This window comes from Pandoraea cepalis, assembly GCF_902459625.1.
In the GTDB taxonomy this organism is placed as follows: Bacteria; Pseudomonadota; Gammaproteobacteria; order Burkholderiales; family Burkholderiaceae; genus Pandoraea; species Pandoraea cepalis.
This window is the reverse complement of sequence record NZ_CABPRY010000006.1, coordinates 216,283-232,763: the sequence shown is the minus strand read 5'-3', so window position 1 is coordinate 232,763 and position 16,481 is coordinate 216,283. Positions and strand designations below refer to the sequence as shown.

The window sequence follows — 16,481 nt, the reverse complement described above, 5'->3', positions numbered from 1 at the left end:
CCTTCAATTCTTCAGAGTTGCTGTTTGCGACGACGAGCGATGGCGTTCTCCAGAGCCGCGACCGCCCAATCTGGACATTCGCGCGAACTGGCCTTGTCCGGATCATTGAGCCATGATCGAACCGTCCGTACCGAGCATGGCCGCTGCGTCTGCTCGCAGATCAGAACCGCGCTCTCGGCCTGAGTCAGTCCATGCGCGATCAGCAACTGCCGATAGCGATCTCTGTTGCTCATTTGTCGGCGGCGCTCGACACGATGACCATCATCGTCCCCTCAGCGGGAACTTCGAGCAGTGAGCGGATGTGGCGGCTGATCCTAGCTTCGAACTCGTTCACGTACCCCATTGGATACGAAAAGAAAGCAATATAGACCGCGTGAATAACCATGGAAAACAACCAGCCAGTCCAAATCAGGCTACAGAGCTGTTGGTTGAGCAAAGCTGGCGTAGCCTGACGAAGAACAGCGATGACGTTTGTCACGGAAGAGGGCGCAAAGACCTCGGCAGCAACCAGCATGACGAACCACAAGATCGGTACGCGGCGTAGCGACGAGGTAAGAAACCGCCACAGTACGCTGCAGTAGTTCACGGCCTGCACAACGTAAATGCGTCTGTTAGCGCGCACCGTGTTGACGATCTTGTCGTATTGATCGGCGGGCAGGGCGCCGACCTCGATATCGTTCACATATACCCTGGCGATTGCGTTGGCCATAGCGGTTCCGTCGTAATTGAGAATTTGGATAGGCACATGTGCCTATTTGGTTGCGCGTTGATGATAGGCACGTGTGCCTATTCGGTCAAGCGCCGCCGCGACGTTAGGGATTCGTCGGCCGCACTTCGGGGCGGCGCTTGGCGACGGAGCCGCGACCGAATACCAGGAAAGGATCGATAAAGCCCGCGAACGGAAGACAGAAGATAGATCGCCTGCATCGCGAGTACGCCCCACGAATGGATCGACGCAAAGTAGGCGATCAGGCAGGCGTTAGATCCGATCCAGATCGGCCAGGCGTAGCGGGAGAACGCGCGATTTTCCGCCAACAGGTACGAACCGATCACGCCCAACACGGCTCCAGCCCACTCGAGGAAGTGAAGCATTAGATGTCCCCGTCCATTCTTTGACCAATCAGTGTGATGCGGCGCGCCTCGCCCGCCGGCCCACGTCCGAGTGAACCGGCGTAGCAATTGGGCTTGGCCGGCTTGCGCCGGGCCCCGCCCACGCGCGCGATCGCACGGTCGTGCTGCGAGGCAGTGAGCGCCGCCGACGTGGTCGCGCGGATGGCCCATTCCGACAGTGCCTGTGCGTGCCACAGCGCCGTCCTACTGCGGTGGCTGGCGAAGAGTGCGTTGCGCCCGTCGTGATGTGCCTCATTTATCGCCTCGCACGCCTGGTCGCGATCCGGCAGGGCCGGGATTGGAGCGGGCGCGGAGGCCGCTTGCAAGCGCTTCATGCGGGGATGACCTCGTCGAGCGCTTCGATCACAGGTGCGGTGTCGCCGTCCTTCGCGACGAACGCGACGGAGTCGAGCAGCTTGCGGGCCGCGCGTATCGCCTCGGCTGCCTTGCCCGCGCCGCTCGTGTCCGCTTCGTGCGACAGAATTGCCTCGCTCTGGTCAAACTCATACGGCGAGTAACCGAGCGCGGCGATCAGGTCCGATTCTTCCCACTCGTCCGCCATCTCGGGAAGTTCCGGGTGCGCTTGGGAGTAGTCGTAGAGGCGCAGCGCGTCGAAGGCGTTGCGCAGGCCAAAGCTCAGCTGCTCGTCGTTGTAGCCGAGCCAATCGGCCACAGCAGCGAGTCGTTCACGTGCATTCATGGTCCTCTCCATTAGCGTGTGTGATTCCAGAATACGGGCCGGGTGGCGAGTGCAAGCTCGCTCGAGCTGCAGGTCACGCCGGCACGTTCGCCATTGGCATGCGTCGTAGAAGTGTCGTTGTAAGCGACAGGTAGGCGTTCTCAAGGCGCCTCGCGTAGTCGCGAGCCCACTCCGCCGCGACTGGCGCCGCCAGCGCATCCTCGACCTGATCGAGCGTGGCGGCGCTGCCAGCGACGATGCTCAGGTTGTGATTGATCGGCAGGACGCCCGGCGGCACGCGCACGGCCTTGGGCGTCTTCGCGATCCGCGGAACGATCAGAGACTCGCGCGACAAATCGAGCGAGTGGAACGACTCCGGAGGCATCCAGGCCTTGCCCTGCCGGCCGCGCTTGGCCATCAAGTGCATCCGGCTCCCCAGGTGCGCCATGATTTCCGGGCAGGGTTCCTCCCCTGGGTGCGTGCGAATGGCCCAGCGCGTCGGCGTGCCGAGCTTGCCGTTCTGGATATCGTCCGTATCCACGGCCGGTACCAGGCACTCGGGTGGCAGACCGCGCGCAGTCGCGGCGTCGACCACGAAGACGCCTTCGGTACCGAGCCACGGCGCAATCCGTACTTCCGCGAAGTCGCCGAGCAGTCGCATGCCCTCGTACCGACTCTCGTCCACGCCCGGGTGAATCGGCCGGCGGGTCAGGTTCTGCTCAGCGCCGGCATCCGACACCAGCACCACGGAAACCGGATGCACGCGCGGCGGCGAGCCGGCTCGGCGCTGCTTGGGCCGATAGAAGGCAGTCTCGGCACTAAGGCGCTCCGCGTGGGCGAGCGACAGGCGCTGGCCAAGACGCTCGCGCAGACGGCTCGCACCATCGTTGAAAAGCCAGCGATCGGCCGTCACGAGCCCGATGCGGCCCGCGGGGCGCACCGTGCGGCTGCAACGCTCGAGGAAGCTGTGCAACATGTCGCCCCGTGCGTAGTCCGGCACATGGCGGCTGTACTCGGTTCGGAGAAGCTCCGGCACGTTGGCCGCGCGTAGATATGGCGGATTGCCAGCCACGATGTCCCACTGTGGTGTCGTTGGCCCTTCGGTCAGGAAGTCCCGGTTGTGGATCATGTCGTTGGCCAGGGCCGACGAGCGGGAGGGCGACCAGCCGTGCGAGACGAGGACGGCCGCGATGCGCGATCGCGCATCGATGCACGCCGCCGGGTGAATCTCCCACCCTTCGATCTGGCCGCGTGGATCGAACCCGGCGGGCCGGGCGTCGAGCAGCGCGTCGAGCGCCCGGGCGAGGAACATGCCGTCGCCGCAACTCGGATCGACGAGACGGCTGGCCGCGTCCGGCCAGGCGAGACGCTTGAGAAGGTCATCGACGACCGGGCTGGCGGTATAGATCGCGGTACGAGCGTGCAGCACATCGACCGCCGCCCGCCGCGCCGTGGTTGCCGCGTCGTCGAAAAGTAGCTGCCCCTGCGGATCTGCGGAGGCGTTGTTGAGGTAGGACGTGTGCATGCTTATGCCATCTCGCCGGGTTCTGCTGTGTCGAGCGAGACGATCGCCTCCCGGTCGTGCATCGGCACGCGCATCCAGTCGGGATCCGTCAGTGCACCTGCAATCGCCTTGGCGTTCATGTTGTCTCCTTCAGACGAAAAAGGCGCCCGCCCGCAAAACCGGCTGCGGCCGGGGAAGGTGAGCGCCTGGCGGGGAGGGGATCAGTCGACACGAAGCTGGCCGACGGTGCCGAGGCCGCCCTTCACATGCTGGCCCTTGTACTGTTTAACCGAGTCGATGAGGTTGTTGAGAGAGTCGGTGAAGGCGGCGATGATGACCTTGCCCTCCGGCGTGTCCGAGTAGCCCCCTACCGTGCCAACCGTACGAGACGACGTGAGCCCCGCGATCGCACCGACGTCCATGCTGCGGGCCGATCCGGTGGCCGCCGCGATCTGTACCGTCGAGCGGTTGTCGACCAACGTGAGTGTCGTCGAGGCCGACTTAGTGTTGATCTGGCCAGCGACCTGGGCTGCGTAGACACCCACGACCGGGATCACCGCCAGCACGCCAGCTATGCTGCCTGCGTTCTGATCCGAGAACGTGATGCTGGGGGTCATTGTGTAGTTGGCGACGACCATCTTGCCCTTCCTGATCCTGTTCGACGCACGGAGCTCACCTGCCTCGCCCAACGCACGCTCCTCCATTGCTTGGTTGAGGGCGCGGCCTCGATCCACGATCACGAAGCAGTTGCTCTCCTGGACGAGCATTTTGAGCACAGGAACTGTGCTGCCGAGATGATACTGGCCGGTAAGCAGCGAGTACCACGATGCCCCGGTGTCCTCTTCGATCGCGATAGTGCCGAGCGGGGCGGCGCAGCGGTGCATGTTGTCGGCCGTCGGCGCGTGCGTGCCGGCCACGGCAGTGCTGTCAGGGCTCTGGCCGCCGCCGGCGATTTGCATTTGCGAACAAGCGCCGAGCAACGTGGTGAACACCGCGGCCGCCATGGTGATGAAAGTCTTACGCATCGCTTGTGGTCCTCGTAATTGTGGTGGTGAGACATGCCGAACAGGTCGGCGTTAAATGGATTCGCGTCCGACAAGCCCGGTGATCGCGGCACTGTCTTGCCTGCGAAATCAGTGTCCCTTGTGACGTTCGGAATGCAAGTCCTACTCGCCACGCTCAGCAGCGAGCTTTTGCGCGTGCGCGAGAATCTCGTCGGCACGGAGCGTCATCAGCTCGAGCAGCACCTCGACATCCTTGATGGCATCCAAGGGGTCTTTGGTGCTCAAGTAGGACACGGCGCTTTTGAGCCAGTCGGATGCGTCGAATGCCCGCTCGATCTGGACCTTTCGGCGGTCGAATTCTGGTGTGGGTGAATCGAAGGACATGTAGGCTCCAAGGTGGTTTGTGGCATCTCCATAAGCGCCGCCAGCTACGGCGCCAACCGGTTTAGGAAAGGCATTTGCCTGTGCTAAACGAGATGAAGACGCCCCTGCGCCACCCCCTCAGAGTGAGGGCAGACGACAGGGGCAAACGGAGACACAGAGATTCCTTGAGACGCGAAGGGCTCGGCTCACCTAGATCATGGCCGTCACTCCACCGTTTCCGTCGTTGCTTCGGCCGCGGCAGCCGCTGCTTTCGGTGCCTCGGCCGCTGCCTTCTCGCTCGCTTCGAGCGTGCCGAGCAGTGCTTCGAGCTTGTCGCGAAGCTCAGGCGAAAGCGCGGAGAAGCCAGGGTCATCCTTCACGCTGCGCAGTGTTTCCGCCATGACGGGTGCTTGCTTCTTAATCACCTTCGCGAGTTGGGCACCCGGCAGGCTCTTTTCGGTAATGCGCTTCTGACCCGATGCCGCGGCTTGCTCGCTGGCGGTCTGCAGGATCCCGACCGCTTTGGTGCCATGCTTCTTTATGGCGGCGAGCGCGTTCTCGGCGGACAGCTTGCCGGCCTGGACCAGCATGCGGATCTCTTTCGGCGCACCCATCAGCGTTAGCAGCTGGCCGACGTAGACCGAAGAGATTTTCAGGCGCTTCGCGATCTCGGTGCGCTCCATTCCATAGCCCTCGAGGCGCTTGCAGACGATGCCCTTCTCGAACGGAGTGAGGGGCTTTCCCTCGTTCGACGTCACGAGCGCGACCGTGAGGTCCTCGATCGAGGTCGCCGCCGACTTGAAGACCATCGGCACCGTGGTGATACTGGCACCCTGCTTGTTCGCCCGCGCGATTCCCTTGAAGCGGCTGTAGCCGTCCGTCAGGTAGATCACGTTCTTGCCGTCGACGTTGCCAACGTAGCCGGCAAGCGGCTTGTCTTGGTAGAAGCCGTTCTCCAGAATCGATTGCGCGAGGTAGTCAACGTGGGCGTCGTAGACTTCATCGTGGACGCGGACGTTGAAATTCGGCAGTTCTTGGATGAGTTCGATCGGCACCTGATACAGATCGCGGCTTTTGGCCTTGATCAACGTCATTAGGCTCTTCACACCGCCGAATGCGATATCGGTGTTGAACGCGAGCTGCGCGTCCAACGTGGCGCCGAAGAGTTCGTTGTTTTCTTGACTAGTGGCTTTCAAGGTTTTCTCCTGTTTGCCCGAACGGGCTTCTGTAAAGGGAGAGGGCGATGTCCAGTGAAGGTTTGTCCTTGACGGGACATGCGAGGGCCTCGTAACGACATGGTCCGACGCGAAGGTCGGAATGCAAGTCGAGTTAAGAGGCAAAAAGGACCTACGACCTAGACGGCTAGGACGCGGAATTGATGAACTTTGGGATGTTGCTGACTAGAGAAAACGCGGGTCCGGGACGCGGGCGCTCAGGACAGAAGGGCGTGAAAGTCAGTTTGGTGCAGATGATGCCGCTCGAGGGGCTGGAACGAAAATTACCACGGGGCGTGCGGGCTTCGCAAGTGGTCGTGAAATGGACCCGTTGTTAGTCCAGTCTTGGTGCGCTAGAATAGCTCAGCCGTTCAATCGGCATCATTTGTCATTGGCTACGCGCCGCCCCAATCTCCTGCCCGGAGAGCCTGAAAAGTCCCTGAATGTCCCGAACGCTGCGATGAGTTCTGCTCATCCGAGCGTTTTCGCTCGCTCCTTTTTTTCAATCGCCCATCGGGCAAAGGAGTCATTCATGAACAGCAATACCGAGATTGGCATTCCAAAGTGCTACCGCGTCGAAGTACACGGCGGTGGTGAATTGGACAACGCTCCCGGCGTAGCAATATTTCAGGTGAGCAAGCAATCCGCCCAGGATATCGTCAGCCTATCGGCGGTCGTCAGGGCCAACAATCTGTACAAGGTGGAGAGGTTCGACTATCGCGCAGAGTTCCTGCGGTACGATCCGTTGGTCGATGTGGACGACGCGCAGGACGCAGGTGAAGAAAATTCGGTACGCACCGAGTGCGACGTTCTCGTTGTTACCGAAGCCGAATTCTTCTTCCGGGCCTATGTTAAGCACACGGACGACTCTGTCGAGTGCGCGGCACAGTCGATTGCGGAGCTGGCGAGGCATTTCGGCATACCTTTCGGGGAGCCGGGACATACGAAAAGCGAGCTGCTTTCGCCGAACACATAATCAATCAACTAAAACTACGCCCACTGCGCTCCCGTTGGGAGACGGTGGGCGTTTTGTCCCTACGTTGTTGTCAGCAAGGCATCGCGCCGGGCACGCCAAATCGCGCTTGCCTCCCGTCGGCCGACTTCGATAGCCCCGAACAACACAGCCGCAGAGCGTCGGTTCTCCGTCAGGTCATAGTGGGGCGCTACCTTGTGAATCTGAAACCATGTCCGTCGCATCCCGATTCGCTCTGCGAAGGAGTGGAGTTCCTCCAGGTCCAAGCTGTCCGTGAACATATGGCAACTGCGGACCTCACGTCCTCGCATCTTCCAGCCCCAACTCTCAAGCGCTTCCACATAGATCGCCACGACGCTATTCCCTGTTTTCCGGTGCCCATTACATCCGAAGTTGCGGTGACTCCACGTCACTAACCGGCACGTCGTGTCGGCGGCTGGGCACGCTCTCGGTGCCGGTCCACGGCCGGATCGGGCAACACCGCGTCAAGCAGATCGGGCCGTGCCGCAACGTGGGTCAGCAGGGTGCCGTTTTGATCAGGATGTGTGGCCGAAATCAGCCAGCGTCCGTAATCTGTCATGTAGGTTCGGCCGAATGGGCCTAGGCGCACAGCACCGATCTCGGCTAGCGTCTGGATGTCCTCCTTGCTTTCCGTACGGCCGTCGGCCGTCGCGTCTGCGCAGACGTTCGCTAACCGCTGCAGGCACTTGAGCAGTTCGGGCGCCGGCTGCGGTAGAGACTCCAGGCGCGCATTGCTGCTGTGCGCCGCAGCGCCTTGTGTGGCGAATTTCAGTGCGATGTCCGCCCCAAAACGCTGCGTGTCAACTTGGAGAGCGCCGGCGCGAAGGGCGGCGAGGCACAGCTCCCATGCTCGCGTCCAGATCAGCCGGCAGACCTGCTCGTTCACGAGCTGGTGGCGTTGTCCGGCGTACCAGAGATCGAACGCGGCATCGGCGCTGACTGCCGTGCAGGCGTGCGCCTCAGCGATTGCCGCGCGCGCCGCGCGAATCCACAGGGCGTCGTAGCCAGCGCACTTTTCCGACACTGGAACGGCGACCTGATTGCGGATCTCCAGAATCCGCTCGTCGGTCAGGGGCGCGGGCCAGTTGACCGGGCTTGCGAACGGGTCTGCCGGTTGCTGGTCAAGCTTGGCTGGCGGCGCCGCGAGCAGAATGAAGCGCGCCTCGGCGATGCGATCGGCGCGCTTGCATCTTTCGTCCTTGCTCCACCAGATCTCGAACTCCTCGTCCGACCACTCGAACTGATTGCACCGCTCGCGTTCGAGCGCCTTGGCGGCGCTCTCTGCACGAGTGTCGAGATCAGCCGGTGCCAGCGCCGCGAGGGCGTCGTCGAGCGCCCGGGATTCGGCGCTTTCCTCTACTGAGAACGGGGCGTCGCGATTGCAGGCGCGCGCGTAGTTGACGATCAGGGTCTTCAGGTCGTTGGTCATGCGATTTGTGCTCCGAGTAATGGCGAAGTGGCCATGGTCAGCCTCGCGTGTTCTGGTCGTTGGCCTGCGCGTCGCAGGGCGCGAAGGGTACTTGCTCGTTCGGATCAGCCATGGAATTCGTCTCTCAAGAGGGCATCAGAACAGCTGCGGCTGCATCCGGTGCAGGTTCTTCCACTTCACGGCGCTCATGCGCATCTCACCGTCCTCCGTCAACCACTGGATCTTCGATCGCTCACCCTGAGCAACGCCTACAACCCGCACGATGCGGTTCTTGTAGCGGGCGAGCGACCCTTGCTCAGGGCCTTGAGATGAGGAGGGGATGTTTGTCACGCGCGCTTTCCTGTTCAGGCAGCGTTGGGGAAAAAGACGGGGATGCCGGGCAGTGTGCCGGGCATCCGGCGGCGCACCGCAGCGGGCACGGCCATAACGACGCCGTTCACGGTCGGTAGTGTGTCCTGCGCCTCGAAAGGTGTGCCGGTGCCGAGCACGACCCACATCGATTCGTCCGTGTCCACCAGTGCGACCCACTCAATCTCGCCTTCCTGGTCGGCGAGCCCCTCGACTTCTACGACGCCGGCATCCGGTAGCACGATGCGGCTGTAGGTGTAGTCCACATCGACCTCGTCCATGCCGAAAAGCGTGGCGATACTGTCTGCCTCCTGCAGGCGGAGATTGTTCGCGACAGCGTAGTGTTCCCAGAGCGAAGTGAGTTGGCGAGCGTTCATGGTTCTTGTGGGTGATGGTCGAGTTAGGCGACGGCTTCTGCCTGAAGGATTGGACCGGCGGTAGGTAAGCTCCGGACAAGCGTTAGCTTGTTCAACGCCCGCGTCGATGTAATAGACGTTAGCGAGGCGGCAGATCTGTCTGAGCGGTGTGTGGCCAATCCTCTCACCAACCGAGAACACGCGATCGACTGCCGGGGAGAAATTTGCTTTGCGCAGGGCCGTATCGAGGCTGGTGAAGTGGCCATGAATATCCCCGACCGCTAAGTCGCGGCCTTGGGTATCGCGTGGGTAGGACAGGGCTAGACTCGACATCATGGCGTCTCGATGAGTGCGTGACGATACGAAGAGCAGCGTACCTAAGGGGCAATGAAACACAAATGGCCTCAGACAAACGCTCGGTTGAGGACGGGCTCAACGAAGCTGATTGACGAGAGGGGGCAGGTCCGCCCGGTTGTGCTAGCGGCGCGCCTGAATGGGATTGCGACGAGAAACACCGAAAACCTGATGGTTGCTGACTACTTCACGACAGACTGGCCGCCCGCGGCCGGCACCTGAACTTTGTGCTCCAGGTCTGCAGGACGAAGCTCGGTGGCCGCACAGATTGCACTGCGCAGGACCGCTGCCGCAGGGAAGCCCTGCTGCCGCTGGGCGGTGCATGCGGGTCATCGCTGCACCAAGCTTGCCATAGGGTGACGTGGCCGCAGACGTCCCACGCGCGCGGTGAAGCTTTGGACGACTTGCTGGGTTGTGAGCCGGGGCGAAGGCGGCGCGAGTGCTTGCTGATTAATGCTTTCTCCATTTTGCCCGAGAGGGCGATGAAAAAGGAGAGAGCATTGCCTCTGGGGAGACGGTTCTCCGCGGAGTATGCCGCCAGATAGGGGCAGATGGATGTGGGTCTTGACGAAAACTGCCGATTAAACGGCTGCGATGATTATAGGCCATTTGTTCGGCGACTGCGCATGCGTTTACTTCACGCTGCTCGCGCAGTGGGGGGAGTGGTGGTATGCTTCGAGCAGCCGTTCGATCGGCATTCCCACAGGCGCGCGTCGCCACTCATAACTTTTCAAGGCTTTTCCGTCTCCCGGATCGAAAAGCATCGGCACACACCCGGATGATCCGAGGAACGTGCTCGTTGGGATCCGTCTGCATCTACTCCAGTGCCGTACCTTCACGATGAAGGCCCCACTCGAAGCAATCATCTCGGTGCGGTCGGGGTCGCGGTGGGCGGGCAAGGGCGTATATCGCGTCGAATGCCGCAGCGTAGAAGCCTCCAACGTCGATGATCTGTTTGACGAACTTGCTGAGATGGTGAACAGCGAGATCGACACAGTAATGTCTCAGCGTACAGAAGCGGTTTAGTCGATGTACTTCTGACATCGAGTCCACCGATCACCCTTCCTCGGGGTGACGGTGGGCAGTAACCAATGCGGTGCGATTTGCAGTCACTGGAGTGGTTGCAAAAAGTGCTGCACATTCATGTTCACGCCTGGCCAAGCCCATCGGCTTCGCCAAGCGCATCCAGCAAGGAAGCAGCTTGACTCTTTCAAATCGCCCCCAAAGGGCATGAAGGAGGAAATCATGAATCAAGCAACTATCGCGACGAGTTCGGATCCGAGACAGCTTTCGCTGTTGTCCGCCGAACCGCCGAAACGAGTCCCCCTCGAGCTGAACGACCCAAAGAGTGCCAACTATCGATACGCAGACACAGGCTACATTGCCGGGTCACGTAAGGAGGAGGCGGCTTCCAAAGTCATTCTTCGAGCCAAGAAAGAAGGTCTTCGCGTGCACGCACGAACGATCGATTGGGATGACCTGGAAAGCAATCCTCGCGAAGCAAAGGCGCTCATCACGAAGTCGAACCTGTTCGGCGCCGTGGACTGGGACAGCCTGCGCGCCGCGGGCCTCGAGCCGGGGGCGGGCTATCTCATCGATCGAGTGTATGCCGCGATCGGCAACGAGCCGGATCAAGATGCGCCGCAAGCCCGCAAGGATTACACCTTCGGCCTGCAGATGCTTCGCGATCGCCTGGAAGTGTGCAAGAAGGTCGACGATGTTCTTGCCGCGCTCGCGGAGTTTCGTGAAGAGTTCGATGGCATCAAGCTGGTCCAGCAAGAGGCCGACGAGATTCGTATTCTCATGGCCCGACGCGAGGAACTTGGAGAGCAACGCGCAGAACTCCAGCGCGTGAGCGACGAAGCGTACAAGGCGTATCAGGAAGCGTCGGCCAACTACCTCGTCGTTGACCGAGAGGTCGAAAGGCGTAACCGTCGTGGTTGGAAGGTCGCGCCCGAACTCGATGCACGTTGGAAATCGGCGAAAGCCGTCGAAAAAGCACGTCAAGACGAGTGGGTCAGTCTGTGCCAAGAAGGTAAGGACGGTCGCCGACGAGGGATCGACGAGCAGCTCACCGCGATCCGTCGGCAAGCCGAAGCGGTCTACGCCCGCGCGAAAGCTCGCAACCTGATTGAAAGCCGGTTCCATCGGGCCCTAAACCTGATGGGCGGGCGTCTGGTCAAGGTGCTCTGGTATCGCAGCGCGGTGAAGGGTTCGGAAGCGTTTGCCAAGCATGTCGCAGCGGCGCGCACGGGCCTCGTTGCCGACTGGTCGTGGGCAGAAACCTCAGTGTCGCGCGCGCCGCGCGTCACGAAGGAATCTGTGCGCTTCCAGTTTAAGGTCGCTGATAGGTACGCACGTGTCGGTGGTCGAAACGTAATTCCGGGCTCGACAGCAGAACTGAAGGAGATGTTTGGTCTTCGGGATGTGCAGTCCGGCAACTGGGTGCTGCGCGACGTCGTTAGCGGGAAGTTCCATACCGAGCAGACTGCTACGGCTTTTGCAGATTTGGCCGACCTGATGGGTATCGCGGATCGTGACATCTCGCACGGTGGGCGTCTCGCCGTGGCATTCGGAGCGCGCGGTAAGGGCGCAACGGGTGCAAAGGGCGGTGCTCCCATGGCGCACTACGAGCTGATTCACCGAGTCGTGAACGTGACGAAGGAGAAGGGTGGCGGCGCTTTGGGACACGAGTGGTTCCACGCGCTTGACAACCTGATCGTCGAAATCGTCACGGGAAAACCCGGTTCGCTCGAGTTCGCCACAGCAAATCCCGAGATGCTACCGGCCGGCGGCCTGCGCAACGCGTTCCGCGAGTTGCGCGTCGCGATGACGTCCGGTAACCACCAAGCGACGCAGATCCTGACCTATACATCAGAGGATGTGAATCTGGCGAGCCGGAACGTTCGACCGAGCAGCGCGACGAAGATCGCCAGGTTGATTCGCGATGCAAGTAACCTCGGAGAGGCCCTCCAGGGCCTTGAGCAAGTGTTCGGGCTTCAACCCGGGCAGGTTCCTGCGGGGCGCAGCAAGAGCAACTATCTCGGCTGGCGCCGCATCGCGATTGCCCACCACGGTGGCAATCCGGACGGCGGAGAAATCGAGGTGCGCTGTGGCCCGAAGATGTCGTCCTTCATGGCGGAAGCCGTAAAGCTCGACGGAAAGGGCAAGCCGTACTTTACTGAAATCTATGAAATGGCCGCGCGAGCGTTCCAGGCATGGATTGAGGATCGTCTGGCGGAGCAGGGTCGACGCAACGATTATTTGTCGGTGTTTGCCGACAATAAGTTCCATATTGACGCGTTGACCGGAATCGAGTGGAAACCGTATCCGGAAGGTGAAGAGCGCCAGCGCATCAACGCGGCATTTGATGGTCTTGCTGCTGCGGTTCGCGAGTGCTTGAAAGCCTAAACGAAAGATGTAACCCTTGCCCGTCGTTCCTCCCCTTCGGGAGGGCGGCGGGCATCTTCATTTTGGGCGACCCTATGGGGAGATCCGCCAGTCAAAGCAACGAATACCGGTCGAACGGTTGCTTGCTTCAATGCGAATCCGACGCATCCAAATGGTGACGCAGGAATGCGTATGTGCCGGGCAGGTCGAGAAACTGGGACGCGTAATTCACCTGCAGCAGTGGCGGGGGGAGGAGGGAATCCCACTTCTCAACGGCCAGGTTCTCAACGTGACGCAGTAGGTCGGCGGCATGCATCGGCTCGCCTTCGACCAGGCGCGTCATCAGCCGCTCGACTTCTTTGATCGACGCGCCGCCCAGCCCAAGGCACAACCCCTCGTTTGCTGCTTCCATGCCGAAAAACTTCAACATCAGCGCCAAGGTCGTCTGAATCTCGTCTCCCTGCCATAGGAAAAGCCGCAGAGTTCCGCCATCGTCCGCGTGGCATGCTTTATCCAGTCCGAACGACTGGTATGTCGCCCGTGCCCCGTTGAGCAGCCGCTGGGCCTCTTCGTCAAGGAACGGCACCGGTGTCTCAGTAGCGAGGATTTGGCGCATCTGCTGGCGCACGCGCGTGTGCACCATGCCCGGCGAGCCGCCGAACGACGGCGCCCGCCCGCCGGCGGCCGGCTCAACTTCAATCACTTTCTGGCCGTCGTCAATTCGCACGACCTTCCAGCGGCGACCCGCGAAAAGCAGGAAATCGCCCTCGGCGAGCGGGGAGGTCATCGGCAATGAGCCGAGTGTGCGGCCGCGCGAGACTAGACGGAACTCCTCCGGGCTGGAGAAGGCCGCGTAGAAGCTGTAGTGGCCCGTGATTGCCTCCCCGGCCGGACCGTGCAGCAGGAGGCCTGAACTGTCCTGAATCAGAATTTCCTTTGCGCCCAGTGCGCGCAGGACCGTGACGAAGTCCGCTTGCGTGACCGATCGGAACGGACCGCGCACGCAGAGTTGGCGGAATGCGTCGGCTGCCATGACGCCCCCGCGCTGCCCGATGAGCGAAAGCAGTTGCTGGATCAGCGTCGAGAGGTGCATACCGCCCACGCGCGGCGGTTCTACCCAGCGCTGCAGCAGCAGGTCAACCTGTGCGATGAGCTGAACCATATCTTCGCGCAGGCGATCAGGCACGGTGGAGCGGGCATCGAGTGGCGCCTCAAGCGCGTAGCCGCGCAGGATCGCAGGTGTGCCCTTGCGCCGGCCGGAGCGGCCGAGCCGCTGCCGCAGGCTGGAGACGGACGGCGCCGGGCCGATCTGAACGACGGATTCGACCGGGCCGATGTCGACGCCTAGTTCAAGCGTCGACGTCGCGACGGCGGACGCTGGCGTGACGGTTTGCTTGAGCGCGCGCTCGGTCTCCTCGCGCAGTTCCTTGGAAAGGTTACCGTGGTGCGGCCAGAATTCGGCCGGCACGCAGTCGCGCTCACACATTGCGCGCAGGAGGGCGGTGTATTGCTCGACCTTCTGACGGCTGTTCGGAAAGATCAGGTGATTCCGGCCGCGTAGGTTGTCGTAGACGTGGCGCCCGATCTGGAGCATCCCAGAGCTGGTCGTCTCCATCGCACTTACCGGCTGTCCGCGCTTCACACGCTCTTCGACATCCTCATCTGACAATTGCGGTGGTCCATCTTGATACCCCTTGATCAGGATGCGGAGGGATGATGACGACTGCGCGCTCTCGATGATTGTGACTTTGGCACCTTCGCCGGGGCGGAGAAACGCGGCGGCGAGCTGTATGTCGCCGAGCGTGGCAGACAGGCCGATACGCGGCACGTGCCGGCCGAGCGCCACCTCGAGGCGGTCAAGCAGGCTCTGCAGTTGCATGCCGCGCTCGCTGCCCATGAAGGCGTGCAGTTCGTCGACCACGACGTAGTCGAGGCGCTCGAACAGGCCCACGATACCGGAGCCGCGGTTGTAGAAGAGCGCCTCGAGCGATTCCGGAGTTATCAGTACGCAGCCGGATCGCTTCTTGGCAAAGACCTGCTTACGGCTGGCAGCCACATCGCCGTGCCACGGCACGATCGGGATCTCTAACGTCTCGCATAGCTGCGTGAGGCGGTCCCACTGGTCGTTGATCAGCGCCTTGAGCGGAGAGATGCACAGGGCGCTGTGGCCGGCCGCATCCGGACCAAGCAGCCGGCTCAGGATCGGCAGGAACGCGGCTTCGGTCTTGCCGGCGGCGGTGGCGGCAGAGATGATGACGTCCGTGTTACCTGCGATGATGGGCGGGATCGACTTCTCTTGAGCGTCGCGGAGCTCCGTCCAGCCAGCCTGCCAGATCCATTGCTGAATCAGCGGGTGCAGGAGTTCGAAACTGGAGGATTGCGTCGACATGGCCTAGTGATCAGAGCTTGAACTCGGCGAGGCCTTCATCGCCCTTGTCGTCCGAGATTGTCTCGGCTTCCACGGCTGCGCCGTCGTCCTTGGCGACTTCCACCCGCTCGATCAGCGAATCCCAAGGCGTGTCCGGATACTGGTCGAGCAAGGCAAGCAGGTTGATGAACGAAGTGATCGTCGTGCGCGGCGTTCGGAAGTAGGCCTCGCCGACCCTCCGCTCGCAATGGGACATGAAGGCTGCGATGCCTTCGTCCGGCAATAGGAACTTTGCCGGGTCGCCGGACGCATAGACGAGCCGGATCTTTTCAAGCAGCACGAAGAAATCCTCGCGCGTCAGTGCGCTCAGGCGCAACACGGGATGGCTATAGTCCACCAGTCCGCCGGACGAGAAGGTGTTCTCGGCGAGGCGAGACTGCAGGGCTGCGTAGCTGTAGATGCCTCGCCGCGTGTCAAGCAGCGAGTCTGGCGTGCAGCCGATCAGGAAGCCGAGCCCCTCAATCGTACCCTGCAGGACGTCGTTCAGAATGCGCAGCAACTGCTCGTAGTTCGCGTTGCGTGACTGTGTGTTCGCCAGCTTGTAGAGGTTCACGATCTCGTCCAAACCGACAAGCAGACCACCGTACCCAGCGAGCCGCACGAACGTGGCCATCAGCTTTATGTGGTCGTAGACGGTTGAGTCGTCCACGATCGTACGTACGCCGAGCGCCAGGCGGGCGTCGGTCTTGGTTGTGAACTCACCTCGCATCCACCGGATCGCGTCGAGCTTGAGCGTTTCGTTGCCATTGTTGTGGCCGCGCCAGTAGGCTGTGACCACCGTGGCAAAATCGTATCCACCGACCATCTCGGTAAGCTGCGCGCACTTGCGGAAGATCAGTTGGTCCGGGTTGTCGCCGCTCGTACGCGATTCATCGAGCACCATGCCGATGAATTTCTCCAACACGCTGGCAAGTGCACCGCCATCCGGCTTGCTTCGCGTCGCCATATTCTTCATCAACTCGGCGTAGAGAGAGCGCGCCTGGCCGCCAGTCGCGTGAAGGCGCCGGTCCGGGTTCAGATCCGCGGAGATCGCGACAAGCTTCTTCTCAAGGGCGATCGCGCGCACCTGATTTAGGAAGAAAGTCTTGCCCGCGCCGTAAGCTCCGACCACGACCCGAAAGGTCGTGCCGCCCGCAGCGATGCGATCGATGTCGGCGATCAGCGCTTGTATCTCGCGGGCGCGACCGACCTGAATGAGGTATTGGCCAGTGCGCGGAACAACCCCGGCTCGGAGAGCCTGGAGGAGGGCGTCGCGATCGCGCGGGCGGATTGTAATCGAGGTCGTCACTAGGATTCCTTCGAGATTAT

At 61.7% G+C, this 16,481-nt stretch carries 17 protein-coding genes; 2 read left to right on the top strand and 15 right to left on the bottom strand.

The genetic code is table 11. The features are described from left to right. Positions 1–11: 11 nt before the first annotated feature. The 9 genes from PCE31107_RS14935 to PCE31107_RS14895 all read right to left on the bottom strand — a co-directional run bounded on the left by PCE31107_RS14935 (position 12) and on the right by PCE31107_RS14895 (position 5,811). Positions 12–233, bottom strand: coding sequence for a hypothetical protein (locus tag PCE31107_RS14935; protein ID WP_150609486.1), 222 nt, complete (start codon positions 231–233; stop codon positions 12–14). Beyond that, entirely contained in the window at positions 230–709 is a 480-nt protein-coding gene (locus tag PCE31107_RS14930) for a hypothetical protein (protein ID WP_150609484.1), read from the bottom strand. Before PCE31107_RS14930 ends, PCE31107_RS14935 begins: the two co-directional genes overlap by 4 nt. Positions 710–786: 77 nt before the next feature. Next, complete coding sequence (locus PCE31107_RS14925; RefSeq protein WP_150609482.1) at positions 787–1,092, bottom strand: nicotinamide mononucleotide transporter; 306 nt, start codon at positions 1,090–1,092, stop codon at positions 787–789. Then, entirely contained in the window at positions 1,092–1,445 is a 354-nt protein-coding gene (locus PCE31107_RS14920; protein ID WP_150609480.1) for a hypothetical protein, read from the bottom strand. The genes PCE31107_RS14925 and PCE31107_RS14920 overlap by 1 nt, the downstream gene beginning before the upstream one ends. Further along, positions 1,442–1,810, bottom strand: a complete 369-nt coding sequence (locus PCE31107_RS14915; protein WP_150609478.1) for a hypothetical protein — start codon at positions 1,808–1,810, stop codon at positions 1,442–1,444. Before PCE31107_RS14915 ends, PCE31107_RS14920 begins: the two co-directional genes overlap by 4 nt. Before the next feature lie 73 nt (positions 1,811–1,883). Next, positions 1,884–3,314, bottom strand: a complete 1,431-nt coding sequence (locus tag PCE31107_RS14910; RefSeq protein WP_150609476.1) for an Eco57I restriction-modification methylase domain-containing protein — start codon at positions 3,312–3,314, stop codon at positions 1,884–1,886. Between the two features lie 200 nt (positions 3,315–3,514). Next, positions 3,515–4,318: a CsgG/HfaB family protein gene (locus PCE31107_RS14905; RefSeq protein ID WP_150609474.1), complete on the bottom strand. Its 804-nt coding sequence runs from the start codon at positions 4,316–4,318 to the stop codon at positions 3,515–3,517. Positions 4,319–4,459: 141 nt separating this feature from the next. Then, complete coding sequence (locus tag PCE31107_RS14900; RefSeq protein WP_150609472.1) at positions 4,460–4,681, bottom strand: hypothetical protein; 222 nt, start codon at positions 4,679–4,681, stop codon at positions 4,460–4,462. A 203-nt stretch (positions 4,682–4,884) separates the two neighbouring features. Then, a complete protein-coding gene (locus PCE31107_RS14895) occupies positions 4,885–5,811 on the bottom strand; it encodes a ParB/RepB/Spo0J family partition protein (RefSeq protein WP_150609470.1) in 927 nt (308 codons plus the stop codon). A gap of 595 nt (positions 5,812–6,406) precedes the next feature. On the opposite strand from PCE31107_RS14895, the gene PCE31107_RS14890 reads away from it, so the two are divergent. Next, positions 6,407–6,850 carry a hypothetical protein gene (locus PCE31107_RS14890; protein ID WP_150609468.1) on the top strand — a complete coding sequence of 148 codons (444 nt, stop codon included), beginning with the start codon at positions 6,407–6,409 and terminating at the stop codon, positions 6,848–6,850. A 59-nt stretch (positions 6,851–6,909) separates the two neighbouring features. Here the strand turns inward: PCE31107_RS14890 and PCE31107_RS14885 are convergent, their stop codons facing one another. From PCE31107_RS14885 to PCE31107_RS14870, 4 genes are all read right to left on the bottom strand, one after another. After that, on the bottom strand, positions 6,910–7,158 hold the full coding sequence (locus PCE31107_RS14885) for a DUF4031 domain-containing protein (protein ID WP_150609556.1): 249 nt from the start codon (positions 7,156–7,158) through the stop codon (positions 6,910–6,912). Between the two features lie 101 nt (positions 7,159–7,259). Then, the gene (locus PCE31107_RS14880) at positions 7,260–8,297 is read right to left on the bottom strand and encodes a hypothetical protein (RefSeq protein ID WP_150609466.1); all 1,038 of its coding nucleotides are present in this window, start codon (positions 8,295–8,297) and stop codon (positions 7,260–7,262) included. Between the two features lie 135 nt (positions 8,298–8,432). Next, positions 8,433–8,627, bottom strand: a complete 195-nt coding sequence (locus PCE31107_RS14875) for a hypothetical protein (RefSeq protein ID WP_246174735.1) — start codon at positions 8,625–8,627, stop codon at positions 8,433–8,435. 14 nt (positions 8,628–8,641) lie between these two features. Continuing rightward, entirely contained in the window at positions 8,642–9,337 is a 696-nt protein-coding gene (locus PCE31107_RS14870; protein WP_150609464.1) for a metallophosphoesterase family protein, read from the bottom strand. Between the two features lie 1,263 nt (positions 9,338–10,600). On the opposite strand from PCE31107_RS14870, the gene PCE31107_RS14865 reads away from it, so the two are divergent. Further along, positions 10,601–12,766 (top strand): LPD1 domain-containing protein, encoded by a 2,166-nt coding sequence (locus tag PCE31107_RS14865; protein WP_150609462.1) that lies wholly within the window; start codon positions 10,601–10,603, stop codon positions 12,764–12,766. A 127-nt stretch (positions 12,767–12,893) separates the two neighbouring features. On the opposite strand, the gene PCE31107_RS14860 is transcribed toward PCE31107_RS14865, so the two are convergent. Together PCE31107_RS14860 and PCE31107_RS14855 are read right to left on the bottom strand one after the other, a co-directional pair. Next, positions 12,894–15,134, bottom strand: coding sequence for a DEAD/DEAH box helicase (locus PCE31107_RS14860; protein WP_150609460.1), 2,241 nt, complete (start codon positions 15,132–15,134; stop codon positions 12,894–12,896). Positions 15,135–15,144: 10 nt separating this feature from the next. Further along, a complete protein-coding gene (locus PCE31107_RS14855; RefSeq protein ID WP_150609552.1) occupies positions 15,145–16,461 on the bottom strand; it encodes an ATP-binding protein in 1,317 nt (438 codons plus the stop codon). Positions 16,462–16,481 lie beyond the last annotated feature (20 nt).